The following is a 22744-nucleotide window of genomic DNA, read 5'->3' as shown; positions in this document are numbered from 1 at the left end:
CGGACTGAGAAGTTACATCTGTAACGATAGGAGCGACGCCGCCTTCGTGGCGATGGCCAAGCACGCGCTCGAATCCATCATGCATCCGCGGAGTTTGCCCGTTCTGGATCGTCCATGGCGCGCTTGAGCGGCACGATATCGCTCAAAAGCAGGTAGGTTGTCGCAGGAACTCCTGCCGCTATCGAATGCAAGTTCATGAAGGAATCCGCCTGTTGCAAAAGGTCTTATATGCCCGTATTTAGGGGAATATGCCCCTATCGATCAAAGCGGGCCACGGATCGCCGTCTCAAGTGAGGGAGTATCCAGGATGAAACCGACCATCTTGATCGCCGGCGCTACAGGTGCGACCGGCCGCGTTGCCACCAAGCTTCTCCTGCAGCAGGGCTTTCCTGTGCGGGCGCTCGTTCACCGCGATGACGAGCGCTCCAGCAAGCTCCGAGCCGAGGGGGCCGAAATCGTCGTCGGCGACCTCCTCGACTTCCGAGCCGTACGCCGTGCGTTCGATGGGGCGCAGCGGGCATACTTCGTCTATCCGATCCGGCCCGGCATCACCCAGGCGACGGCGCAGTTCGCGCAGGCTGCGCTTGAGGCCAAGGCCGAGTTCATCGTCAATATGTCGCAGAAATCGTCTCGTCGGGATTCGAAAAGCGATGCTGCGCTTCAGCACTGGCTGTCGGAGCGCGTGTTCGACTGGGCCGGGACGCCCGTCGCGCACCTGCGCCCGACTTATTTCGCTGATTGGCTCCTCTACATGCGAAATATGATTCGCGCGGGCCGGATGTCAGTTCCTTTCGGCACGACAGGCCGCCATGCGCCCATTGCTGCGGAAGATCAGGGGGCTGTCATCGCCGCGATCCTGGCCGATCCGGCGCCGCACAAGGGGCAAATCTATCCCCTCTTTGGCCCCGTCGAGCTTACGGCTCCGGAAATCGCCGCGACCGTGGGTAAAATCCTCGGCAAGGAAATCCGCTACGAGAAGATTACCGCGCAGCAGTGGGCGCGCGAAGTCACCGGACAGGAGATTCCGTTCCTTGCGCAGCATCTGCAGGAGGTAGCGATCGACCACAACGACGGTATCTTCGCTGGGACGAATGACTTGGTCGAGAAGATCGCCGGTCGGCCGCCGATGACCGTCGGTGAGTTCGTCGAGAAGAATCGGGCGGCCTTTCAGTAGGCCGTCCACGTCAGCTCAACGAACGATAAACATTTCTCGACTTGAGGAACGGCATTTTCGGGATTTGGACGCGCGTATGCATGACCTGATTGGCTTTTCGATCGAAGCGCACGGCGGACTCGCTCGTTGGAATCAGCTCCGACAGATTTCCGCGAGCTTCATTCCTGGGGGGATCACAGAGCGACAGAAGGCATCACATTCTCCCATAAGCGCCGGGTTTACCTTCCGGATGCCGAGGGAAGGCCAAAGATCTCGACGAACTCGAACTTTTGCGCGTGGCGCCTTAGCGGCGCAGTCCGATAGGCGGAGCGCGCCTCACCACGTCGGGTGGCGGACTATGCGGTCAAGCTGGATTCATTGGGCGACGAGCGATTCAAACATCTCGCGGTCAGGGGGATGTGTTTGAACGGCCAAATGCCGCTTTCGGCCTATTCCGCCCCGATCTGGCCTGGACCGTTTTGCGCGATTGAGCCTTCACCGAAGTCTCTTTCTCGCCGCGCTCGCCCAAACCGCACGAGAGAAGCTGGTCCATGAGTTTGTGCATGGCAAGGACGTTGGAAGCACCGAACTCAGTCTTGAATTCAGCCTGCGCACGTTCCCATCCCGGCCGCGCCAATTTAAACCGCTCCAAACCAGCCTCAGTTATGGAGATGAGGCGAACCCGCCGATCCTTCGGACCGATCTCGATCTTGATCAGGCCGTCACGTTCAAGCGGGCGAAGGTTATGACCGATCGTGGCGCGGTCCATGGTCAGCATCTCTGCCAGCTCAAGCATCGACTTCGGTCCGCGTTGCTTCAGATGACCCAGAATCGCGTATTGCGTGACACGTAACCCGGACGCCGCGATATGTGCATCGTAGAAACGGTTAACATGGCGAGCAGCGCGCCGCAGCTTTGTGCTGTTGCACAAATCAAGCACATCGACATCGCCAATCGCCATATTTGCATCTCCTGTCCGCGACTGATGCAAGCCCAGATAGGCGGCTGGTGCAAGATGGTCAAGCATGGGAGGAGGCTACCGACTTCGGCTCCATGTTCGCGCGAGCCTGGTGATTGCTGGCTGCGAAATTGAACAAGGAGATGTCGCTCACGCACGGCCGCCATTTCCCTTGGCGCGGCGCAGCAGCTCCACCACTTGCCGATCCGAGATCTGGTTGAAATCCCGGTAGTGCATGCCGACTGCAAAGAACGACTCGGGATTCATCAGGCAAATGACTTCGTCTGCTTCGGCGTTCAGGGCCTCGAGCGTATCGGGCGGAGCGACCGGCACCGCGAGCACAAGCCGGCGCGCACCCGCCCTGGAGAGTGCCTTGAGCACGGCCCGCATCGTTCCACCGGTCGCGATGCCGTCGTCGATCACGATCACGGTGCGGCCTGTGATGTCGACGGGCGGCTCGCTGTCGCGATAGAGGCAGCGCCGCCGCTCGATCTCTGCGAGCTGGCGGGATGTCTCCGCCTTGAGATAGTCGGCGCCGGGCTCGATGGCGCGAACGATCTCGTCGTTCATCACCACCTGCGGCTTCGCGCCATCGACCACCGCGCCCAGCCCGAGCTCTTCGTGTCCGGGCGCGCCGATCTTGCGCACCAGCACGACATCGAGCGGCGCGTTCAGCGCCTGCGCGACCTCGAATGCGACCGGTACGCCACCGCGCGGCAGTGCCAGCACCACCGGGTTGTCGTTCTTGAACTTCAGAAGCGTCGGCACGAGCCGGCGTCCGGCCTCGCGCCGGTCGGCGAAGATGCGCTCGTCGCAGGTTCCTGTCAGCGGCGATGACAGGAAACGGCGGAACCAGCGTTTGGCGTGCTCGATGATCTCCTCAAGCGCGCCGGGTTCTTCAAACAAATGACCGGCTCGTGGCACGATGACCAAATCCTTCTCGCAGGAAAGCGCGGCGAAGGCCGCACGGTTGAGCGGAATGACCGGCAGGTCGGCGCCGCCCACGATCAACAGCGTCGGCGCGGTGACGGCGCGCAGCGCCTCGCCGGCGAGATCGGGCCGTCCGCCGCGCGAGACCACTGCGCCGACATTCTGCCCTTCGGCCGCGGCGACCAGTGCAGCCGCGGCCCCGGTGCTTGCGCCGAAATAGCCGACGGGCAGTGCCGCGAATTCGGGCCTTGCATGGACCCAGTCCGCGGCTTCTGCGAGGCGTGACGCCAGCAGACCGATATCGAAAACGTTGCCGCGGTTGCGCTCTTCCTGCTCGCTGAGGAGATCGAGCAGCAAGGTGGCAAAGCCCGCCTCGCGCAAGCCCGCCGCCACCTGATTGTTGCGCGGGCTGTGGCGGCCGCTGCCGCTGCCATGCGCGAAGATCACGATGGCAGTCGCGTCCTCGGGTACGCCCAGTATGCCGGCGAGATGATGCAGACCAATGTTGACGTCGCTGATCTGCGCTCGTCCGCCCGTCATGATCAGTCCTCGGCAGGAGAAAGGGCCGCGCTGGGTTCCCTCTAAAAGTGTAACTCAGGCCGGTGGTGGATGTTCCTCCGCCGCGCTCACGTGATACCCTCGACAGCGCGCAGCGCGGGTACCACGAAGTCGATGAAGGCGCGCACTGCAGGTCTCAGGAAGCGCGACGTCGGATAAGCCACGTAGAGTTCGCTCGCTCGAATCTCGTGCTGCGGCAGCACCTGCACCAGACGTCGCGCACGCAGTTCTTCCGTCACCAATGGAAGCTGTACCGGACCCAGGCCGCGGCCCGCCAGCAAGGCCGCAATAAGGACCCGCGCGTTGTTGGTCTTCAGCACAGGCTGGACTGGCACTTCGATGGTTCTGGGGCCGCTCAAGAGCGTCAGTGTTCCTCGACGAGACAGCACCGCGTCAGTGACGACGAGCGCGTGGTCCGTCAGTGCCTGCCAGCGCCGGACCGGACCATGCTCTGCCAGGTACTCAGGTGTCGCAACCAGGATACGCTTGATGATGCCGACCTTGCGCAGGACGGTACTTTGGTCCGTCGGGCGTCCCATGCGAACCGCCAGGTCGATGTCTTCATGCACGAGGTCCGCCGCCCTGTTCTCCAGCGTGAGGTCGACCGATACGGTCGGGTGCTGCTTTTGGAAGTCCATGACGATGCGGTGCAGATGGCTTTCACCAAGGCAGACGGGGCCGTGAATGCGCAGCTTGCCACCGACTTCGCCCATATCACGGCGCACCATCTCTACCGCTGCATCGATGGCCGCCAGGGAGGTCCCGCCTGCTTCGTAGAGCATCAGGCCTTGCGGGGTTGGGCGCACCGCGCGCGCGGTCCGCTCGAGCAGACGCGCACCGGTATACTGCTCGAGGTTGCGCAACAGCTTGCTCACCGCGGGCTGTGAGACGCCCAGGTCACGGGCAGCGGCGGTGATGGAGCCGCGCTCGACAGTGCGCACGAAAGCACGAAGGGCGGCGCTCAGATCCATTCATAACACCTGGTTATGCAGATCATTCGCTCATAGCGGATAGACGCGGTGCGGTCCATGATGAACATTCCGCGCAAGAACTCGGCCAAGATGAGGTGCACGATGGAATTCGACCGGCGATCACTGTTGTTCGGAGGATCACAGATATTGCTCGCGGGCGCGGCTGCGACAGCGGCCGGACTTCAGTCCGTCTCTGCTCAAGAGAAGCCCGATAGCGCGGAGCCCACTAAGATACCGACCGGGATGTCTAGTCGTTTCGTCGATGTGAATGGCATCCGCATGCACTACGTTGCCATGGGATCCGGCCCTGTCGTCGTTCTGCTGCACGGGTGGCCCGAGACGTGGTTTGCCTGGCGCGGCATCATGCCGCGACTGGCCAGGAAGTTCACCGTGGTTGCGGCTGACCTGCGTGGGTGCGGGCTATCGGAGCGCACCGAGGCTGGATACGACAAGCAGACGATTGCCGGGGACATACGCGCATTGATCGCCCACCTGGGACCCGGTCCAGCCTACGTGGTCGGCCACGATATGGGCGGCAAGGCGGCCTATGTCCTCGCCCACCTTTACCCGCAAGCCGTTTCCAAGCTGGTGCTCGTCGACTGCCTGCTTCCGGGAACCGAGAATTTGGACGCCTTGCGCGGCGGAGCCTGGCACTATGGATTTCACGTCGCGCCGGAGTTTCCGGAGATGCTGACCAGGGGGCGAGAGCGCGACTACATCCGCGCGCAGATTCGGGCCTGGTCGCACGACAAAATGGCCATTTCCGAGGATGCCATTTCAGAGTTCGCCTATCATTACGCCCGCCCTGGCGGAATGACGGCCGGGTTCAACTACTATCGAGCGCTGCGCCAGGATGCGAAGCTCGCCGAGACGCTGCGCGGACGCAAACTGATGCCACCTGTGATGACCATCACCGGGCGTCATAGCGCCGGCGACAAGCTCGCCGAATCCTTGCGCGATCAGGCCGCCGATCTCACGAGTGTCGTCGCGGAGGATAGCGGTCATTTCGTTGCCGAGGAGGTTCCGGATTTCTTCTGCGAGAAACTGGAGACATTCCTGGTGGGTTGAAGCTTGCTGGCGTGGACAAGCGGCGCGAGATCTGACGCGTTACTGAAACGCGACCTCGGCGAAGCTCCGGAGCTTGCGCGAATGCAGGCGCTCCAATTGTTGCTCCCGCAGTCGTTCGAGCGCCTTAAGGCCGATCTCGAGATGCTGGCCGACGCGCTGCCGATAGAACTCGCTCGCCATGCCCGCGAGTTTGATCTCGCCATGGAGAGGCTTGTCCGAGACGCACAGCAGCGTGCCGTAGGGAACGCGGAAACGAAAGCCGTTGGCGGCGATCGCCGCCGATTCCATGTCGAGGGCGATCGCACGCGATTGCGACAGGCGCCGAATGACCGAGCGATCGCCGATCTCCCAGTTGCGATTGTCCACGCTTGCGACTGTTCCCGTGCGCATCAACCGTTTCAGCTCGAAGCCTTCGAGCCCGGTCACTTCACCCACGGCTTCCTCGAGCGCGACCTGCATCTCGGCCAGCGCCGGTATCGGCACCCAGAGCGGCAGCTCATCGTCGAGCACATGATCCTCGCGCACATAGCCATGCGCGAGCACGTAGTCGCCGAGCCGCTGTGTATTCCTGAGACCAGCGCAGTGTCCAAGCATCAACCAGGCGTGCGGCCGTAGCACCGCGACATGATCGGTGATGTTGCGTGCATTGGACGGACCGGTGCCGATGTTGATCAGGGTAATGCCCCGATAGCCGGCCTCGACCGAGTGAAAGGCCGGCATCTGCGGCATGCGTTGCGGCGCGATCCCGGTCGTGCCGCCGCCAAGGCGCGCGTTGCGCGTGATCACGTTCCCCGGGCCGACGAAGGCGTCGGGGCCGATCGCGCCCGCAGCCAGACGCTTGTGGCTCAACTCGGCGAACGCATCGATGTAGAACTGGTAGTTGGTGAAGATCACGAAGTTCTGGAAGTGCTCCGGATCCGTGCCGGTGTAATGATAAAGCCGGCGCAACGAATAATCGACACGTGCCGCGCGGAACAGGGCCAGCGGCTCGGGAGCGCCAGGCGCGAGCTCGAGCGTGCCATTGGCGATGGCATCGTCCATGGTGGCCAGGTCAGGCACATCGAAGAGATCGCGCAGCGATCGCATTACGTTCGATTTGTCGCCGGGCGTGAGTGCAGCTTCGATGTTGATGTCGCGACGATAGGCGAAATGAATCGGGATCGGCTCGTTCGACTCGCCGATTTCCACCGGTACGCCATGGTTGTCGATCAATCGCCCGATCTGCTCGGTGAGGTAGGTGCGGAACAGGTCTGGTCTCGTCACCGTGGTTTCATATACCCCCGGCCTTGCGACGAAGCCGTAAGCGAGGCGCGAATCGACCCGCACATAGGTCGAGGTTGCAATGCGCACGAACGGATAGTTGGCGCGCACGCGGGCCGTGAGCGGCCGGCCATTGGCATAGGCCTCGAAATGATCTCGCAGGAAGGCAGTGTTGCGCTCGTAGATTTCTTCCAGCCGCGCGACCGCCGCAGCGGCGTCGGTGAACGCGTCGGTTGCAATCCGCGGCGGGGTCAGCATGGTGAGGGCAGGGTACATTGTCGTTACTATGGCAGATTCTCAGGAGCAAGAAAGGGGGATCGCTGGCGCGAGTTGCCCAAGCGCGTCGGCAGCTTGGCGGCACGGCTTGCGCTGCGATCGCAAAGGTCACGCGCTATTGAGCGTCTTGCCGGCCTGTTCCGCCAATTGCTTACAATCGAAACCGTTTTCGTCGACATCTGAAACAGTGCGGTAGCACCCCCTGCAAGGTCGAGCGGACGACGTTGCAGGCGATGGCGATCGAGGGCGACAAGGTGGTTCGCTCCCGGGTAGACGAACAAGCATCGCGTCGCGCGAGCTAGGCTGTTCGCGCATTCCGGGATAACGACAAGGTCATCGGCGGGTTAGCTAAGGCTAGCCCGCCAATGCCATTTGTGTGGTGGACTACGTCGCTATGGTCCGCCCTGGACCAAGAGTCCTGCGATCTTTCCGTCCGGCGCCAGCGTAATCCTCCAGATCGATAGGCCATTGTCATATTTGGCCTCGTACACATCCCAGCCGCCGCTACCCACGCCCCTGAAGGAGATCGATTGCAATTGTCCCGATTGTTCCAGGCCGCGCTGGAGCCCAGGCAATTGCTGACGGGTAGCGACTGCCAATTCCGGCGTCATCGCGTCGTAGTTCGGCTGCCCGGCCCGAATAGCTTCGATCGTGCGACGTAACGCCGCCTCGCTGCCCGGTTGGGCGGTGCCGTCCTTTATTCGCTTCGCAAGCTGCTCCGCCACTCTGTCGGCTTCGGCCTTGTCCACCCGTTTTGCCATTTGCTCGTGACCGTTCTGATGGAGCACCAGCGCTGCAGCCTTCCCTTGCGGATCGGTGACGAAGGAAATCTGCGCATGGACGATCTTGGCGAAGAATTTGGTGGGGCTCTCGGGATAGAATTGCACCGGCTGTTGTCCTGTGAGCTGCACGAAGAGCTGATCCCCTTGCCGCGTGACCGTGAAGATCAACGCCGCCCGCTGATAATAGCCAACGTAATTATCGAGTATCTTTGCGTCGATCGGAACCTCGGTGCGCGGCTGCGCTTGCTCCAACCTGCGCTTGGCGATCGTGTCGGGATCTGATGTCATCGCACTATTATCCGCTGTTGGAGGGGAGGGAGCCTGCGCCACCACGCCCGACGAGATTGCTGCCAGCGGCAGAACGCAGGCGATGATCGCCGCGCGCACCTTCCAGTCGATCTTTCTCGGCACACGCGTTTCCGCCAGGAGCTGTTCAACCCGCCGCGCGACGGTCTCCGCTCTCGCCTGTTGAGCCACCAGGCCAGCGGATTGAACCAGAACACGGCCTTGTTGATCGCCGCCAGCAGCACAAAATAGAAATCGCGTTGGCGCACATGCGATTCCTCGTGGACTATGATCGCGCGCCGGTCCAGGACATCCCAGGTGCCGTAATGCTCGGGCAGGAGGATGGTCGAGCCGAACGTTCCGGGCGCCTTGATCGCAGGGCTCGAGCGCACGTCCTTGCCTGCGGTCCAATCCTCATAAACCGGATCACCCGATATCTGCAGCCGCCAACCGAGCGCGGTGCCAACCGCCAGTCGTAGCAGAAGCCAGCCAGCAACCAACAGATAGATCGAGGCGGCAAGCAAACGCCAGTCGAAGTGCGGCGATATCGCGCCATGCTGCCCGGCGGAAGCGGGAGCAAGGTCGGAAGCGAGGGAAGAGATCGACATATCTCCCGTCAGGACAAGGAGAGCCGGTGGGATGTCAGCCCCGAGGGTGAACATCGGCCGGCCGACCATGAGAGGTGACGCAAGAGAGGCGATCAGCACCAGCCGCCATGTCGACATCTGGATATGCGGATTAAAGATGCGCAGCGCCTTCAGTCCGATCCAGATCGCCAGGATCAGCACGGACGAGCGGATCGCGGCTTCAATGACGATTGCCAACATCACTTCCTCTCGCTTTTTGCCTGTCCAATCTTCTTCGATAGTTGCTCGAGCTGCTTCTTGTTCAGCATCTTGGCGTCGACGATGCCAACGAGCACATCTTCGATCGAGCCGTTGCAGAACCAGTCGGCGATGCGCCGGACCGCCTTCGCCGCCACCTTCCGACGGTCCTCAACGGGACGAAACAGAAATGTTCGCCCCTCGACGTCGTGCGTGACGAAGCCCTTCTCCTCCAGCCTGCGCAGCACCGTGCGGACGGTGGATTCCTTCAGCGGCCGATCCAGCCGCTCCCGCACCGATTCCGCGGTGATCGGCGCGTGAGCCCAGACGAGCTGCATCACCTCGCGTTCGAGCTCGCCGAGCTCCGGCAGATCATCATCCATCATATTGCGACCTTTGATAACGTTACATCGTGTAGCATATAGCGACCGGATGGTCAACGATCGCGCCGAACCGTGCCGCGGCGCCGAGGCCTATGTCTCCGCCACACGCGCGCCAGAGCCATCACCGCAGATTGTCACGGGCAGCTCACATCCGTCGCGATCGTGATATCAGGGATGGACGATACTTCGTGGAAGGAGAAAGCATGCGCCAGGATTTCTGGTTCCATCATCCGTTTCGGGTGCGCTATTCCGAGGTCGATGCGCAGGCCGTGGTGTTCAACGCGCACTACCTGACCTATTTCGATACCGCGATCACCGAGTATTTTCGCGCGCTCGGCTATGATTATCTCGGCGAGGTCGCCAAGACCGGCATCGATTTTCACCTTGTACGGTCGGTCGTCGAATACAAGGCGCCGATCCGGTTCGACGAGGAGATCGATGTCTGCGTGCGCGTCGCGAGGATCGGTCGGTCCTCGATCACGCTGGCGCTCGCCATTTTCGCCAAGGGCAGCGATGATCTGCGCTCCACCGGCGAAATCGTGTGGGTGTGCACGGACCAGCGGACCCACAGCTCGGTTGCAGTCGCAGAGCCGTTGCGGGCTCTGATTGCAAGCCGCGAAAAGGCCCTCGCTCAGGCGTGATCCATAGAGGCCGGCTGACGCGCCAGCCGGCCAATCTCGCCGCCCGCTCTCAGGCGAAAGCTGATCTCGGATCAGCGCACGACCGCGCAGCGCTCGCGCTTCAGCGCCTTCATCGCGGTGTCGTCGAGGTTGAGATGGCCCTTGACGAGGTCAGGCGGAGTCAGCGCCATCCAGTTGTTGAGCGAGATGTCCTTGTAGCGCGGCCTGTTGAAGACGTTGATCAGCCGCAGCGTGGTCGGACCGATGTTCTCGATGTAGTGGCCCATGGTCCTCGGCACGAAGCCGACGTCTCCGGAAGTGTAGTTGAACGTCCGCGCCTTCGATGTGGCATCGAACACCGTCATCCGCGCCTGTCCTTCCAGATAATATTGCCACTCGTCGGCATCGGGATGCCAGTGCAATTCGCGCAGCGCGCCAGGCTCGATCTCCATGATCAGCGCCGACAGGGTGGTTTCAGGGAAGTTGGTGACGTCGATCATTTTCACCGATCCGCCCTTGTACGGGGTCGCTGGATGTTCGGAGGCGTGCCAGACATAGGGAAGCTTCGGCGGGCTGTCGGGAAGCTGCTTGCGCACGATCTCGAGCGGCGCCGGCACCGGGAGGCGGAAGATGTACTTCTCGGATTTCGGAATGTCGGCGAAGTGCTCGACACCGATACCGAAATTCTTGGCGAGGATGCCGGGCGGCGTATGCGCCATGAATTCGGTGATCAGCAATGTCTCGTTCTCGGAGAAATTGCCGTCGTCGAACACCAGCAGGAATTCGCAGCCGCCATCGAGGCCCTGGATCGAGTGGGGGATTCCGGCCGGCACCAGCCAGACGTCGCCCGGTTTGAGATCGTCCACCGCGACATTGCGGTCCTCGTCGACGACGGTCAGCCGGACATTGCCCTGCAGGATGTAGGCCCACTCGGCTTCCTTGTGCCAATGCAGTTCGCGCACCACGCGGGAATCGAGTCGCATGTTGACGCCGGCCATCGACTTGGCGACCGGCAGTTCGCGCACCGTCACCTCGCGCGCCCAACCGCCGTCCTCGAGGCGGTTGTGGGCCATACCGAAGGAGAATTTGAGGTTCGGGAGCGAACCGTTGTCGGTTTCCGGCGGCGTGAGGATGTCGGGGTTCTGGCTGTCGAGCAGGGCGTTGCGGGGACCCGGATCGGTTGCGCCTTTGGCGCCACGGATAGGCTGCCTCAGATGGCTGTCGGACATGAGCTAATCCCTGATGTGATGAACGATGACGTGCGAAATGCACTCGCTTCGCGGCGAGCGTCGCAAGCTACGCCGGGCAAGCAGGGAAATATTTCCGCGATGCACGCCTTTTGTTGAAACGCCACAATCGTGGCGTCGGGCCATTCGGAAAAACGGCTATGGAAATCGGAAAGACCATCCGCGAGGCGGGCGGTATCGCACTTTTGATACGCGTTCGATCGGAGATTGGGTTTTGTTGATGCGATGAGCCAGCCGCTTGATAGGGCAGCCGCCGCCCGAAGCCCGGATTGCGATCCGGCGCGCGCGCTCGACGTGTTGGTGACGGCTGCGATATTGCTGTTCACGAACGGCCAGACGAGCGAGCGCACGACCGAGTATGTCGAGCGGCTGGCGACAGCGCTCGGCTTTTCTGCGCGGGTCCTTCTGCGCTGGGACGGACTGACCATCGCGATCGAGAATGGCGGCGGAGTGGTGAGCACGACCGTCGAGGCGAGGCCGGTCGGCATCGAGATGGGAAAGGTCGCTGTCGCAACCAAGTTGATTGACGACTTCTGCGATCACCCCTCCACGCCAGAGCTGCTGCGCTCCGCGCTTGCCAGGGTGCAGGCCCGCCCGCCCGTCTCGCTCATTCGCTTCGCATCCTTCGCCGCCATCGGCGCCGCTGCGCTCGGCATCATCTTCGGCGCCGCGCATGTGGCAAGCCTGATCGTCATCGCTGTCAGCGCCGGCCTCGGCGCCTGCCTGCGCCGCTGGATTGCAGGGCGGAGCCATAACCCGTTCGCCCAGCCGCTCGCCGCCGCGCTGCTCGCCGGCGCGATCGGCGCGCTGGTCGTCGATCTCCAGTTCTCCTCCAGCCTGCAGCGGCTCGTTGCCGTCTGTCCCTGCATGGTGCTGGTGCCAGGCCCGCATGTCCTCAACGGCACGATCGACCTTGCGCGTGGACGCCTGGCGCTCGGGATCTGCCGGGTGGTCTATGCCAGCCTGATCATCTTTGCGATCTGCATCGGGCTGCTCGCCGGACTGTCGTTCGGCGGGACCAACCTGCCGGCAGCGGCGCCGTCGCCGCCGGTCCCGTTGATCTATGACGTGATCGCCGCGGGCGCTGCGGTGGCTGCCTATGGTACCTTTTTCTCCATGCCGTGGCGGATGCTGCCAGTCCCGATCCTGATCGGGATGTTCGCCCATGGCGTGCGTTGGGCCCTCTTGGCCAAGGCCGGCGTCAGCCTGGCGGGCGCCGCCTTCATCGCCTGCCTCATTGTCGGAGCGATCACCACGCCTGTGGCAGAACGTCTCAGGTTGCCCTATGCGGGGCTTGCCTTTGCATCCGTGGTTTCGCTGATCCCGGGGGTGTTCCTGTTCCGGATGGCGGATGGGCTCCTCGAACTCGTCGCGAGCGGAGGTAACGTTTCCTCAGGCTTGCTGCAGGCAACGCTCGCGGATGGAATCAATGCCTTTCTGATCACTCTTGCGATCACCCTGGGGTTGATCTTGCCGAAGATGCTGATTGGGTATCGTTTCAACAAACGGTTTACCGGGAACGGTCGGAGCGCGTAGAATTTGAATCGCATCCCTGCGCAAGACATACGCATTTGCAATCTGTGCATTATATTCAAGGGATGCCGCTATCGTAACGGTCGAGCAGGTGATTGGGATGCGCCTATTATTGCTTATCAATTTGACGGCTGTTGCCGTGGCGGGAGTCGCTATGGCTCAGACCGAAGAGCCGCCGATGTCCCTTCCGCCCGTAAGCGCCGATCCGCAGCGGAATAATTTGCCGCCGGCTCTCGACCTCGGGCCGCAGCAGGGTTCAGGAAACAACAGCGTCGCTCGCGGCAATTCCGGCAGCGCTGGCAATGCCAAAGGCGGCTATGACGATCTCAACAAACGCTTGATGGGCGAGGTCAACAAGGTCAATCCTCCGATCACGAATCAGCCGCCGCTCGATGCGCGATCGCCGGACACCCGCATTGGCGTTATCAACATACCGGGGGTTCGGCAGCAGTACGGGCAGAATTTCGGCATTTCGGCCCAGCCGTACCGCCCGCCGCCGCTTGTCTACTCGGCCCCTTTGGGACGTCACTAAACATTCACGCAGAAGGCGCCTGAGCGGCGCGGGTTGCTGCCGCTCAGGCTCGCCGGACATTCGGCCGGACGCCTAAGCTGAGAAGAGCCAGTAGCAGTCCGTTTCGTCCAGATCAGCGAGTGCTGCCGTCGCCAACGAGATGCTCGCGGAAGAATCTGAAGATGCTTGCGTTGAAGTCACGATGAAACGCTGTTCTGTCGAAGCCCGGTGGATCGGCGCAAATGCGACAGGGGATGCGAAATGCTGCCTTAGCCGATCAGCGCCGCTTGGGGATGGAAGAATCACATCCCCCGCTTCTTCGGCCCGAGCCCCTCGAACTGCGTCTTCTGCTCGTCACTCAGGTACCAATAGAAATCGTCGACCGCGTCGTTCACGCTTCCGATCGCCTCTCGCATCGCTTCCAACCGCGCCTTTGCGGCCTTAAGGCGGGCCGGCGGGGTGAGCGCGTCCTTTGGCGGGCATGCGTTTAAGGCTTCCATCGTGCCCATCGTGGTGTCCTGCACCAATTCGAGCGCGGCGCGCTCGGTATCGTTCAATTTTAAGGTGGCAGCGATGTCGTCGAGGGGCCATTGCTGGGCGACGAGCTGGCGGTATTGCTTTTCGGCCTGTTGCTCGTCCTGCGGTTCGCGGCTCGCCTGGCAGGCGGCGTCCTGCATCTCCTTCAGCTTCGCGACCGCGGCGTTAGCGCGGCGGTCGCGTTGGGGCGCGTTGAGCCGCGCCTTCTGCTCATCGTTCAGGAGATCGTAGAATTTTTGGAATGGCGGCTGAACGGCCTCAACTGCGCTCAGCATCGCGTTGACGCGGCTCTGCATGGCCGCGAGCCGTTCGAGCGCGGTAGTTGCGGCCTGTGCTGGACAAGAGGCCCGGATGGTGTCGCCGGCGGAAGTCCAGGCGCTTGCGAGCTCGTCGAAGGCTGTGCGTTGCGCCTCGTTCGCCGCGACCGCCCGGCCGATCCGTTCGAGGGGAAAGCCGGTCGTCTCGGCGGTGTCGCCGCCACAGAGCTCCTCCTGTACGGAGGGCGCTTTGCGATGCCGCCTCCCGGCGGGGCGCTCGGCCGCAAACGCTGAGAGATCGCTCGCAGCGTAAGGCGAGAAGATCGCGGCGTAGAGATCGCCGTAGCCATAGCCCCAGAAGCCGCTGCCATCACTGAGAAGCGCGTAGTCATAGAGATCGCTATAGGCGAACGGCCAGAACAGCGGACCGACCCAGCCGTATGAACCGTCGGCGTGCTGCCACCAGCCTTGCGCAGCTCGGCCGCCCTGCCAGCCGGCCAGCGCCGCGATGGCGGTGAGCTGCGCGCGCTCGCTCGGGCGGATCGACTCGGCGGCGGGGCGAAGATCTTGCGGTCTTAAGGCAGCCATTCGGACGCGGCTGTGGCGCGCCGCCATACGTGCGCGACGGAGACCTGCGACCGACAGCATGCCGGCCATCGCGAAGCGCGCGACACCGACGGGGCCGCCAACGCGCAGGCGCAAGCCCGCCTCGGCCGCATTCGGCAGCGCTCCTAGAACGACCAGGGCAAGGCCAGCCGCAGCCATTCCAAGGCGGGACGTTGGCATGATCACTCCCTTGGCTTCCCTCCTCCGCGGGCGGGCCGCACCCCGTCACAAATATGACTCGGAGCGAAACCGAAAGTTCCACCCGCGGTCGTTTTCCTTCGAGTGAACCTGCGGTCAGGTCACGGTGTCAAACCACCGAAGTTACATCGCGGCGCAATTTTCAACGGATGTCTTCTTAGAAATCGCTGATGCATTTTACGCGGGCGACGCGAGGGACGTTTCATCACGGACGTCCGTAGTGGCAATGAAAAGCTACGCAGAAGCAGAGAAGTCCAGAGATCACCTATCGCAAGAGGGTTATTCGATTTTCGAGTCTTACAACAATATCCCTCCTATAGCGGCACAAGACGGAAAATCGCCTGATGTCTGGGTCGGGTGAACACGACATCTCACGTAGAGGGTAGCTTCCGGAGCAAACCGGACATTCGGCCAAACCCGCATGTCTCAGAAGGGCTACATGCAGACCTTGGCCGCGAACCGATGCTTTGGTATCCTGCGATCGTAATCCGCCAAAGTCATATTTTCCTTATGCAAAAGGGAATTTGTCATGACAAAAAGTGGAATTAGTCGCCGCCGCATGCTTTGCAGTGCTTCAGCCGGTGGTCTCTTGGTAGCGACCGCTTCTGGCGCGATCAGGACCGCCCGCGCGCAATCGGCGCGGAAGACCTTCGTACTTGTCAGCGGCTCATTTTGCGGCGGCTGGATCTGGCGCCGGGTCGCTGACCGGCTTGAACAGGGCGGTCACAAAGTATTCGCTCCGTCACTCACGGGTTTGGGCGAGCGCTCGCATCTGCTTACCAAGGACGTCAATCTGGACACCCACATCGCAGATGTCGTCAACCTCATTCAATGGGAAAGCCTCGAGAACGTCCGTCTCGTGGCGTGGTCCTATGCAGGCTTCGTATGCTCGGGCGCACTCGAAAGCATCGGCGACAGAGTCTCATCGGTTGTATGGCTTGATGCCTTCATTCCGGCCGACGGACAAAGGGTGGCAGACTTCGCGGCCGAGGGGGTTCGCAAGTCCATACAAGCGGCCATCGACAAGGGCGAGGCTGGCGTTCGTGGATTAACGAAGATCTCGACCGCCGCTATCGTTGCCGAACCGGATCGGGCATTCGCCGAATCCAAAGCCACTCCTCATCCGGTAGGCACCTATCTCCAGCAGATCAAGGTTTCCGGGGCGCTCCAGAAGGTTTCGAAGAAGACATACATCCGCCTCCCCAAATTTCCGCAGCCGGCCTTTGACAAGGCACTTGCAGACTGCAAGAGCGATAAATCCTGGACCACATTCGAACTGCCGGACGTTGGGCACATGGCTATGCTCGATGCACCAGAAGGCGTCAGTGAGCTGATACTGCAAGCCGCCTGAGATCGATCTCCCTCAAGTGACATCACGCTGAAAAAATGCGTTATGTCCGCTGTGGGTAAAGCGGACATCTAAACGCTGACTGACTTGCCTGGGCAGCTAGTCTTGGACTCAGCCCGCGCGACGCATAATCCTGGTGACAGGTAGGGATTTTTTTGCAGCCACCCGCCTATCTGCGAACGTGCGGCGCACCGCATTTGCCATCGGACTCCAGGCAAACCAACCCGGAAAAGAACGCGCGTCCGCCGGTGCCGCATCCAGCCTTACCAGCTCTTTACACAAAGCTTCGGAAAAGCTCATGCGTCCCAGCCAAACTTGATAAAACGCCCCGATATCGGCCGAGACGATTACGTCGATCTCGAAGCCGGGATCCTTGAGACATACCGAAACGTCCCTACGTTCGATCAACAGCCAATAGCCCTGCCTGAGTCTGAAGTCGAACTGGATCACCACTCGACGTTTGCCTATGGCCTCGATGCAGACGCGGCGTCGCATCCACCATAGCAAGATGATGGGATCGAGCTCACTCTGCCGCGGATCGCCGAAAGCCCAGCGCGCTCCCCATTCTCCGAACTGATCGATGATGGGTTGCAGTTCGCGGCCAGCCGCGGTCAGGCGATATTCGGCTTGTTTACCTCGCGAGGCGATGCGTCGCTCCAGCACACGGAATCGCTCCAGGCGCCGCAGTCGCTCGGCAAGCAGTGTGCGGGACATGTGTGGAAGACCGCGTTGAAGCTCATTGAAGTGACCAACGTCAGCAAGAGGCTCGCGGACAATAAGCACAGTCCAGCGGTCGGCAAGGATTTCTGCCGCTCTCGCCACCGGACAATATTGCCCGTAGAGATGCATGACTGAACATATCATGCTGTGCGCCCGCAAAGTAGTCCGAACTTTGTACTAGTCCTGCCCTCGGTAGCGGATCAAATGGGGCTTCGATGCCAATCCAAAGTCCATAACGGGGGGACCCGTCATGACGAACGATGAACCTATCAGGCGCGACGTTCTGCAAACGATCGCGGCGGTGCCCCTTTTGGCGCTGCTTGCGCGGGCGGGCGTAGCTCGCGCGCAGACTGGAACAAGTCCGGTGAAGGTCGATACCAAGGGTTTGGTAGCCAAGATTAGGTTCGAGGCACCTCTTGAGGGGTTCCTCAAGGAAATCAACGGAAAGTACAAGCTCCGCGTAACCGAATTGACGCTCGGCCCCGGCGGATATGTGGGCGAGCACAATCATGAGGGCCCGGGCATCCGCCAAGTCACCTCGGGTTACATGACTTATGTGTTGCCGGACAAGACCGTCGTTTACGGCCCCGGCGAGTTCTTCTTCGAATCTGGCGACGTCAACCACACCGTCTTCAACAAGACGGACGCGCCCATGGTTCATGTGCTCTTTGAAATACTTCCTGTCAGCCTGGGTGGCCCCTCGTTGATCCCCGTCAGGCATCATTGAGGCGGACGGCTGTGCGAGCCTATGTGCCCCGTTTGGTGGAAAAGGAGTGCGATGTCCGATTCGGGGCCATAAGCGGACCTGCCGTAGATGGCCGCTACAAACCTAATCGGCGACCGCTGCTTCCTGAAAGTCGCCTTGCCTTTCGCCGCTGTCAGAGCGACGGGATATTCGGTACCGGCCAGGCGATACGCCGTGATGTCGATGGAATAACTTCGAAAACGCCGCCGCTGTCTCGTAACCGACCTTGCCGGCAATCCGTGCGATGGGCTCATCGCTGGTTTCCAGCAGGAACGCCGCTTCCGCCATCCGGCGTTCGATCACATAACGGTGCATGGACTGGCCGACGAGTTTGGTAAAGCGCGCCGAAAATACCGAGCGGCCGAGCCCCACGCGCTGGCCAAGGTCGCTCAGGGTCCAGGGCCGCTCCGGATTTTCGTGGATCAGCTTAAGCGCCGGTCCGATATGCGGGTCAGATATGGCCCCGAGCCAGCCGCCTTGCCCGGGACTGAGAGACGCGATCCAGCTTCGGAGCACCTCGACAAAGAGCACTTCCGTCAGTCGTGAAAGCGCGACGCGTTGGCCAGGACGCTCGAGCGCGAACTCGGTGACCATGCGGCGCAGGATTGCTTCAAGCCAACCACCGTCCGCCGTCGGCTTCAGGAGGAGCACGGGCGGAAGTAGCTCCAGCACACTGCCAAGCCGCGGCCGTGACACCGTGAAATTGCCGCAAATCATGGTCGAGAGCGGCTTCGCACGGCTGCCGTGACGGACGACGCCAAGACGCGGCGACAATCGATCGATATCCATAATCCGCAAAGGCTTGGCCCGGCGATCCGAATAAAACGCATGGGGCTGTCCGCGCGTGATGACGACAAAATCGCCCTCGGTCATCTGGATTTCCTGTCCATGTCCGAGCGCGAGGGTCGCCGAGCCTCGGCTGACATAGTGAAACAGAGCGTAGGGGCGCACCGGCAACTCAAGACGCCAGGGATGGCCGAGCTCGAAGTGAAAGAGCAGCGTCCCGCCGAGACGAACCCGATCGAGCACTTGGGCGAGTATGTCCATGCCGCCGAAATTAAACCGGTGGACGATCGGACACAACATCCGGACGATTGATCCCTACTGTCCGAAAGGTCCGCGCAATACGTCATGTCGCGGCGGGCCGACGTTACGAGCGGCAACCATTTCGCCAACGGCAGATGGAAGAACCGCGACCTTGTTGGAAACGCCTGTCCATTCCCCCGGACTGTGTTCGTCCGACATGCCAACAGGAACAATCGATGCGCAATATCCTTCTCTCAGCCGCCACCGTACTCCTGGCCGGAACGACTTTGGTCGGCTCCGCTCATTCAGCCGAACTGCCCAAGGGAGCTGTTCACAATATCGTCCTCGTTCACGGGGCTTTCGTCGACCAGTCAAGCTGGCAGCCCGTTGCCGACATCCTCACTAAGAAGGGCTACAACGTCACGCTCGTCGAAAATCCGCTCACCTCCCTTGCCGCTGACGTCGATGCCACCAAACAGGCGCTGGCGAAGCAGGACGGCAAGACCGTTCTCGTCGGCCATTCCTGGGGCGGCGTGGTGATCACGGAAGCCGGCAAGGATCCCAAGGTCTCGGCGCTGGTCTACGTCTCCGCTTTCGCGCCGGACGTCGGACAATCCCTCGCGACCCTCGCCAACAGCGGTCCTCCGACCGAAGGTGCCGCGGCGATACATCCTGACGACAAGGGCAACCTCTACATCGATCCCAAGGTATTTCCCTCGGCGGTCGCGGCTGACCTGGCCCCGAAGATTGCCGAATCCCTTGCGAACCATCAGATGCCGTTGAGCGTCAAGGCGTTCGAGACTCCGGTCGATACGGCCGCCTGGCGGGACAAGCCAACGTTCTACGTGATCACCACCAAGGACAGAGTGATCGCACCCGAGGCCCAGAAGTTTTTCGCCGACAGGATGAAGGCCCAGATAACGGACGTCGCCGGCAGTCATGCTTCGCTCGTCGTTCATGCCAAGGAAGTCGCCGAGGTGATCGAGAAGGCCACACTCGCGAAGTGACAGTACCGCTCCCGGCGTTTTCGCGCCGGGAGCGGGTCGCTCAAAGCATCGCTGTGCCGCACTTATCCCCCCACTCGATTATTTCATGCCAAGCATCCGGAGGATGACATGACTCAACTCGACATCGTGCGCCAGGACGTCGCCACGCTCGAAACCGCGCCGACCCGTTACGTCGAAGGCAACGGAATGCGCTTCGCCTATCGCCGGCTCGGCCCAGCTACCGGAACGCCGCTGGTTCTTCTGCAGCACTTCTCGGGCAACATCGATGCGTGGGATCCCGCCGTCGTCAACGCTCTCGCCACCGATCGCCCCGTCATCGCCTTCGACAACGCCGGGGTCGGTCGCTCGACCGGCCAAACGCCTGACAATATCGCAGCGATGGCGAAAGATGCAGTCGCCTTCATCAATCTGCTCGGCCTTTCCGAGGTCGACCTGCTGGGCTTTTCTCTTGGCGGCTGCGTCGCCCAACAGATCGCTGCCGAGCACGAACAACTGGTCCGCAAGCTCATCCTCGTCGGCACAGCGCCGAAAGGCGGAGAGGAACACCTGTTAGCGGTTCTGAAGCAGGCGTTTTCGCAAACCGATGCTCCGGACCCACGCCTGCCGCTCTTCTTCACGAAGTCGTCCGCCAGCCGGTCGTCCGGCTTGGCCTTCCTGAAGCGGACGAAGTTGCGTAAGGACGATCGCGACACCGACAATGGCAACGCGGTCACCGATCCACAGGCCAAGGCTCTGATCACCTGGTGCGCCACACCTGATCCCGAGCACGCCATTCTGCGCGCCATCCGCCAGCCCGCTCTTGTGGTCAGTGGCAGCCACGACACCATGCTGCCCGCGAACAACGCCTACGCAATGTTCAAGGAACTCAGTAGCGCTCAGTTGATCCTCTATCCCGATTCAGGGCACGGCGCCCTGTTTCAGTACCACGAGATATTCGTCAGCCACGTCCGCACCTTCCTGGATGCAAGGCCCTCGGCTGCGTGATCCCCCGGCGCGTTCTGATGCGATCGAGCCACTTCATCCATGAGAGTTGGTAAGGAAGATAAAATGACAATCGAAAACGTCGAAGTTGAGCGATTCCGCCTCACGAGTTCAAAGCCGTTCGACGCTGTCGTCGCTGCGCTCAAGTCGGCGATCGGTCAGCCTGACATTGTCGAATTTTTCAAGGCGACGAGGGCAGCAAAATCCTTCCCAGATTTAAAGCGCATTGTAGAAAGCGGCGTGGGCCGCACCGACCTTATGCTCTTCGCGGAGTTCGACTTGGGCGACATCTTGCGTCGCGAAACTGGATCCAAGACGCCTAAGATCATACGGCTTGTGGTTGGCAATCCACTCATCATGAAAGAAATGGTCAGGCACGTGCCCGATGCTGGATCTTACGTGCCGGTCACAATCCTCATTGATGAGCGTCCCGATGGCGTGCACATCTCTTATGACAAAATGGAGAGTTATCTGCTGCAGTATGGCAGCTCGGAAGCCCTTGCCGTCGCCCGAGCACTCGATACGAAAATCACAACCTTGCTACGCGAATGTGCGAGCTAAGACGTCCCGATGACGTCTTCGGCCGACGGAAGTGGGTAACTCATACCAATGCGGAATGCGACGGGCGTTGTCATGACGCGAGCCAGACGTTGGAAGGGAAATTCCTGTATGTACAAGACACTTGTCGTCACTCTCACTGCCTGGACTCTTTCCGCCGGGGCTGTCGCGGCTGCTCCTGCCGTCAGGAAAGAGCCACTGGATGCTGCGACCCTCAGCGCGATAAAATCGAAGTTCGGTACGCTGATGGAATTGGCCAACAAGCACGATTTCAAGGCTCTGCATGAGATGTTCTGGCAATCGCCCTCGACCTTGTTGGTGGCCAAGAGCGCGATCCAGTCCGAGGGGAACTGGGCCGGTTATTGGGGCAACGAGGCGATTGATCAGAAGCTGCATGATATTGGCAGCTCCGGTCCGGTCGTGCTCGAGCCAGATTATTCGAAGCTCAAGGTTGTCGGCCTGACCCGCGACGTCGCCGAGTCCTATGTGCCGATGAACATCACGGTCTCGTATGCGGGGCAGGATGGAACGGCCAGGCCGTTTCTGATGATCCTCAATTGGCTTCGCGTCGGGAAAGATTGGAAGATCGCTTCCGAAATCATTCTGCCGGTGCCGCCCGTACCGGCCGCGAAGGACTAGGCGCAAGGCTTCGACTGTTCGGCACCGACGCCTCCGGCAGCAGGTTCGCTCGGGGTCAAAATGCGACTTACATCCTGCATCTGCTCTTGGGGCAAAGCGGACTTCAAGGTCAGCAAGTCGAGAGCGGGTAGGCGGGGAGGGTCCTAGATTTGATTGACTCGCTATCGGCTTAAGCGACTCGCTCTTACCTTTAGGGCACATGTGCGGAGGCACGCGCCTGGTAACGCGGACTGCCGATCGTCAACAACCGCCCATTGTCCGAAGTGGCGAACGAAATGAACCGCTATCGCTGCGGGCTCATCCTTATTCTCAACGCCAACCGCAAGCCAGCTATCCGAGCGGGCTTCCTTGATTCCGTCTGATGATCTTGAGGGTGAGCAGGACGGCGCCAAGAACAAGAAAGAGAACGCCGACAGTCGTCGTGCTGGTGGATTCGAACGTCACGCCAACTGCCGTCAGCAGGCATCCGATGATAACCGCGACCAACCCACCAAGCTTCTTCACCAGCAGAAAGTGTCCGTCACTCGTACTTGCCACCATGATCAGCCTCGCTGTTCAGATGATGTCCCGCCTTCTCCAGTTTCTCGTCGCGTCCTTTTTTCTCAGGTCAGCGGCAGGCTCGCGTGAGTGACGCAATCGTACACTCAGGCGGCCACCTTGCAAATTTCCCGGCGTTCGGATTCTGCAGTCAATGGCTGCGCTTTGATTCAATTGCGTGCGTCGATTGCGACAGCGTGACTTACCTAACGAGTGTTGGAGCCTT

Annotated in this window: 23 protein-coding genes; 11 read left to right on the top strand and 12 right to left on the bottom strand. The window is 61.2% G+C overall.

Annotated elements, in window-relative coordinates; all coding sequences use genetic code 11:
• Positions 1 to 307 precede the first annotated feature (307 nt).
• Positions 308 to 1174: an NmrA family NAD(P)-binding protein gene (locus tag ACZXDY_RS11375; protein ID WP_464345541.1), complete on the top strand. Its 867-nt coding sequence runs from the start codon at positions 308 to 310 to the stop codon at positions 1172 to 1174.
• A 388-nt stretch (positions 1175 to 1562) separates the two neighbouring features.
• On the opposite strand, the gene ACZXDY_RS11370 is transcribed toward ACZXDY_RS11375, so the two are convergent.
• The 3 genes from ACZXDY_RS11370 to ACZXDY_RS11360 form a co-directional block, all read right to left on the bottom strand.
• On the bottom strand, positions 1563 to 2114 hold the full coding sequence (locus ACZXDY_RS11370) for a MarR family winged helix-turn-helix transcriptional regulator (RefSeq protein ID WP_464345540.1): 552 nt from the start codon (positions 2112 to 2114) through the stop codon (positions 1563 to 1565).
• Positions 2115 to 2261: 147 nt separating this feature from the next.
• On the bottom strand, positions 2262 to 3581 hold the full coding sequence (locus tag ACZXDY_RS11365) for a phosphoribosyltransferase family protein (protein ID WP_464345539.1): 1320 nt from the start codon (positions 3579 to 3581) through the stop codon (positions 2262 to 2264).
• Positions 3582 to 3667: 86 nt separating this feature from the next.
• Entirely contained in the window at positions 3668 to 4570 is a 903-nt protein-coding gene (locus tag ACZXDY_RS11360; protein ID WP_464345538.1) for a LysR family transcriptional regulator, read from the bottom strand.
• A gap of 243 nt (positions 4571 to 4813) precedes the next feature.
• Between ACZXDY_RS11360 and ACZXDY_RS11355 the strand changes: the two genes are divergently transcribed.
• On the top strand, positions 4814 to 5638 hold the full coding sequence (locus ACZXDY_RS11355) for an alpha/beta fold hydrolase (RefSeq protein ID WP_464345537.1): 825 nt from the start codon (positions 4814 to 4816) through the stop codon (positions 5636 to 5638).
• 39 nt (positions 5639 to 5677) lie between these two features.
• Here the strand turns inward: ACZXDY_RS11355 and ACZXDY_RS11350 are convergent, their stop codons facing one another.
• From ACZXDY_RS11350 to ACZXDY_RS11335, 4 genes are all read right to left on the bottom strand, one after another.
• Positions 5678 to 7156: an AMP nucleosidase gene (locus ACZXDY_RS11350; RefSeq protein ID WP_464345551.1), complete on the bottom strand. Its 1479-nt coding sequence runs from the start codon at positions 7154 to 7156 to the stop codon at positions 5678 to 5680.
• A gap of 410 nt (positions 7157 to 7566) precedes the next feature.
• Positions 7567 to 8244 carry a DUF3471 domain-containing protein gene (locus ACZXDY_RS11345; protein ID WP_464345536.1) on the bottom strand — a complete coding sequence of 226 codons (678 nt, stop codon included), beginning with the start codon at positions 8242 to 8244 and terminating at the stop codon, positions 7567 to 7569.
• Positions 8241 to 9068: a M56 family metallopeptidase gene (locus ACZXDY_RS11340; protein WP_464345535.1), complete on the bottom strand. Its 828-nt coding sequence runs from the start codon at positions 9066 to 9068 to the stop codon at positions 8241 to 8243. Before ACZXDY_RS11340 ends, ACZXDY_RS11345 begins: the two co-directional genes overlap by 4 nt.
• Positions 9068 to 9448, bottom strand: a complete 381-nt coding sequence (locus tag ACZXDY_RS11335) for a BlaI/MecI/CopY family transcriptional regulator (protein WP_028168118.1) — start codon at positions 9446 to 9448, stop codon at positions 9068 to 9070. Before ACZXDY_RS11335 ends, ACZXDY_RS11340 begins: the two co-directional genes overlap by 1 nt.
• Before the next feature lie 203 nt (positions 9449 to 9651).
• Between ACZXDY_RS11335 and ACZXDY_RS11330 the strand changes: the two genes are divergently transcribed.
• A complete protein-coding gene (locus ACZXDY_RS11330; protein WP_464345534.1) occupies positions 9652 to 10089 on the top strand; it encodes an acyl-CoA thioesterase in 438 nt (145 codons plus the stop codon).
• Positions 10090 to 10160: 71 nt separating this feature from the next.
• Here ACZXDY_RS11330 and ACZXDY_RS11325 read toward each other — a convergent pair whose 3' ends face one another.
• Complete coding sequence (locus tag ACZXDY_RS11325; RefSeq protein WP_464345533.1) at positions 10161 to 11297, bottom strand: cupin domain-containing protein; 1137 nt, start codon at positions 11295 to 11297, stop codon at positions 10161 to 10163.
• Positions 11298 to 11540: 243 nt separating this feature from the next.
• Between ACZXDY_RS11325 and ACZXDY_RS11320 the strand changes: the two genes are divergently transcribed.
• Entirely contained in the window at positions 11541 to 12851 is a 1311-nt protein-coding gene (locus tag ACZXDY_RS11320; protein WP_464345532.1) for a threonine/serine exporter family protein, read from the top strand.
• Positions 12852 to 12948: 97 nt separating this feature from the next.
• A complete protein-coding gene (locus ACZXDY_RS11315; protein ID WP_464345531.1) occupies positions 12949 to 13380 on the top strand; it encodes a hypothetical protein in 432 nt (143 codons plus the stop codon).
• Between the two features lie 281 nt (positions 13381 to 13661).
• Here ACZXDY_RS11315 and ACZXDY_RS11310 read toward each other — a convergent pair whose 3' ends face one another.
• Positions 13662 to 14918 carry a Spy/CpxP family protein refolding chaperone gene (locus ACZXDY_RS11310; RefSeq protein ID WP_464345550.1) on the bottom strand — a complete coding sequence of 419 codons (1257 nt, stop codon included), beginning with the start codon at positions 14916 to 14918 and terminating at the stop codon, positions 13662 to 13664.
• Between the two features lie 568 nt (positions 14919 to 15486).
• Between ACZXDY_RS11310 and ACZXDY_RS11305 the strand changes: the two genes are divergently transcribed.
• Positions 15487 to 16308 carry an alpha/beta fold hydrolase gene (locus tag ACZXDY_RS11305; RefSeq protein ID WP_464345530.1) on the top strand — a complete coding sequence of 274 codons (822 nt, stop codon included), beginning with the start codon at positions 15487 to 15489 and terminating at the stop codon, positions 16306 to 16308.
• 108 nt (positions 16309 to 16416) lie between these two features.
• Here ACZXDY_RS11305 and ACZXDY_RS11300 read toward each other — a convergent pair whose 3' ends face one another.
• On the bottom strand, positions 16417 to 17154 hold the full coding sequence (locus ACZXDY_RS11300; RefSeq protein WP_464345529.1) for a winged helix-turn-helix transcriptional regulator: 738 nt from the start codon (positions 17152 to 17154) through the stop codon (positions 16417 to 16419).
• Between the two features lie 121 nt (positions 17155 to 17275).
• Between ACZXDY_RS11300 and ACZXDY_RS11295 the strand changes: the two genes are divergently transcribed.
• Positions 17276 to 17752, top strand: coding sequence for a cupin domain-containing protein (locus ACZXDY_RS11295; protein ID WP_464345528.1), 477 nt, complete (start codon positions 17276 to 17278; stop codon positions 17750 to 17752).
• A 102-nt stretch (positions 17753 to 17854) separates the two neighbouring features.
• Here the strand turns inward: ACZXDY_RS11295 and ACZXDY_RS11290 are convergent, their stop codons facing one another.
• Positions 17855 to 18817, bottom strand: a complete 963-nt coding sequence (locus ACZXDY_RS11290) for an AraC family transcriptional regulator (protein WP_028165234.1) — start codon at positions 18815 to 18817, stop codon at positions 17855 to 17857.
• A 215-nt stretch (positions 18818 to 19032) separates the two neighbouring features.
• Here ACZXDY_RS11290 and ACZXDY_RS11285 point away from each other — a divergent pair, with 215 nt between their 5' ends.
• The 4 genes from ACZXDY_RS11285 to ACZXDY_RS11270 all read left to right on the top strand — a co-directional run bounded on the left by ACZXDY_RS11285 (position 19033) and on the right by ACZXDY_RS11270 (position 21981).
• Complete coding sequence (locus ACZXDY_RS11285; protein WP_464345527.1) at positions 19033 to 19803, top strand: alpha/beta fold hydrolase; 771 nt, start codon at positions 19033 to 19035, stop codon at positions 19801 to 19803.
• Positions 19804 to 19911: 108 nt separating this feature from the next.
• Entirely contained in the window at positions 19912 to 20787 is an 876-nt protein-coding gene (locus tag ACZXDY_RS11280; RefSeq protein ID WP_464345526.1) for an alpha/beta fold hydrolase, read from the top strand.
• Between the two features lie 63 nt (positions 20788 to 20850).
• A complete protein-coding gene (locus ACZXDY_RS11275; protein ID WP_464345525.1) occupies positions 20851 to 21345 on the top strand; it encodes a DUF302 domain-containing protein in 495 nt (164 codons plus the stop codon).
• A 108-nt stretch (positions 21346 to 21453) separates the two neighbouring features.
• Complete coding sequence (locus ACZXDY_RS11270; RefSeq protein ID WP_464345524.1) at positions 21454 to 21981, top strand: hypothetical protein; 528 nt, start codon at positions 21454 to 21456, stop codon at positions 21979 to 21981.
• 330 nt (positions 21982 to 22311) lie between these two features.
• Here ACZXDY_RS11270 and ACZXDY_RS11265 read toward each other — a convergent pair whose 3' ends face one another.
• Positions 22312 to 22521: a hypothetical protein gene (locus tag ACZXDY_RS11265; protein ID WP_028165239.1), complete on the bottom strand. Its 210-nt coding sequence runs from the start codon at positions 22519 to 22521 to the stop codon at positions 22312 to 22314.
• Positions 22522 to 22744: the final 223 nt, after the last annotated feature.

This window comes from Bradyrhizobium sp. LeoB3 (assembly GCF_055456055.1).
Note: the sequence above shows the minus strand (reverse complement) of the source record. Positions and strands in the feature narration are given on the sequence as shown.

Excerpts from the sequence above, each read along its gene's own strand:
- ACZXDY_RS11310 (WP_464345550.1), bottom strand. The coding sequence starts at position 14,918 with ATGGCTGCGGCTGGCCTTGCCCTGGTCGTTCTAGGAGCGCTGCCGAAT.
- ACZXDY_RS11265 (WP_028165239.1), bottom strand. The coding sequence starts at position 22,521 with ATGGTGGCAAGTACGAGTGACGGACACTTTCTGCTGGTGAAGAAGCTT.
- ACZXDY_RS11280 (WP_464345526.1), top strand. The coding sequence starts at position 19,912 with ATGACTCAACTCGACATCGTGCGCCAGGACGTCGCCACGCTCGAAACC.
- ACZXDY_RS11375 (WP_464345541.1), top strand. The coding sequence starts at position 308 with ATGAAACCGACCATCTTGATCGCCGGCGCTACAGGTGCGACCGGCCGC.
- ACZXDY_RS11345 (WP_464345536.1), bottom strand. The coding sequence starts at position 8,244 with ATGACATCAGATCCCGACACGATCGCCAAGCGCAGGTTGGAGCAAGCG.
- ACZXDY_RS11315 (WP_464345531.1), top strand. The coding sequence starts at position 12,949 with ATGCGCCTATTATTGCTTATCAATTTGACGGCTGTTGCCGTGGCGGGA.
- ACZXDY_RS11295 (WP_464345528.1), top strand. The coding sequence starts at position 17,276 with ATGACGAACGATGAACCTATCAGGCGCGACGTTCTGCAAACGATCGCG.
- ACZXDY_RS11325 (WP_464345533.1), bottom strand. The coding sequence starts at position 11,297 with ATGTCCGACAGCCATCTGAGGCAGCCTATCCGTGGCGCCAAAGGCGCA.
- ACZXDY_RS11365 (WP_464345539.1), bottom strand. The coding sequence starts at position 3,581 with ATGACGGGCGGACGAGCGCAGATCAGCGACGTCAACATTGGTCTGCAT.
- ACZXDY_RS11340 (WP_464345535.1), bottom strand. The coding sequence starts at position 9,068 with ATGTTGGCAATCGTCATTGAAGCCGCGATCCGCTCGTCCGTGCTGATC.
- ACZXDY_RS11275 (WP_464345525.1), top strand. The coding sequence starts at position 20,851 with ATGACAATCGAAAACGTCGAAGTTGAGCGATTCCGCCTCACGAGTTCA.
- ACZXDY_RS11370 (WP_464345540.1), bottom strand. The coding sequence starts at position 2,114 with ATGGCGATTGGCGATGTCGATGTGCTTGATTTGTGCAACAGCACAAAG.
- ACZXDY_RS11300 (WP_464345529.1), bottom strand. The coding sequence starts at position 17,154 with ATGCATCTCTACGGGCAATATTGTCCGGTGGCGAGAGCGGCAGAAATC.
- ACZXDY_RS11290 (WP_028165234.1), bottom strand. The coding sequence starts at position 18,817 with ATGGACATACTCGCCCAAGTGCTCGATCGGGTTCGTCTCGGCGGGACG.
- ACZXDY_RS11270 (WP_464345524.1), top strand. The coding sequence starts at position 21,454 with ATGTACAAGACACTTGTCGTCACTCTCACTGCCTGGACTCTTTCCGCC.
- ACZXDY_RS11285 (WP_464345527.1), top strand. The coding sequence starts at position 19,033 with ATGCGCAATATCCTTCTCTCAGCCGCCACCGTACTCCTGGCCGGAACG.
- ACZXDY_RS11330 (WP_464345534.1), top strand. The coding sequence starts at position 9,652 with ATGCGCCAGGATTTCTGGTTCCATCATCCGTTTCGGGTGCGCTATTCC.
- ACZXDY_RS11320 (WP_464345532.1), top strand. The coding sequence starts at position 11,541 with ATGAGCCAGCCGCTTGATAGGGCAGCCGCCGCCCGAAGCCCGGATTGC.
- ACZXDY_RS11355 (WP_464345537.1), top strand. The coding sequence starts at position 4,814 with ATGTCTAGTCGTTTCGTCGATGTGAATGGCATCCGCATGCACTACGTT.
- ACZXDY_RS11305 (WP_464345530.1), top strand. The coding sequence starts at position 15,487 with ATGACAAAAAGTGGAATTAGTCGCCGCCGCATGCTTTGCAGTGCTTCA.
- ACZXDY_RS11350 (WP_464345551.1), bottom strand. The coding sequence starts at position 7,156 with ATGCTGACCCCGCCGCGGATTGCAACCGACGCGTTCACCGACGCCGCT.
- ACZXDY_RS11360 (WP_464345538.1), bottom strand. The coding sequence starts at position 4,570 with ATGGATCTGAGCGCCGCCCTTCGTGCTTTCGTGCGCACTGTCGAGCGC.
- ACZXDY_RS11335 (WP_028168118.1), bottom strand. The coding sequence starts at position 9,448 with ATGGATGATGATCTGCCGGAGCTCGGCGAGCTCGAACGCGAGGTGATG.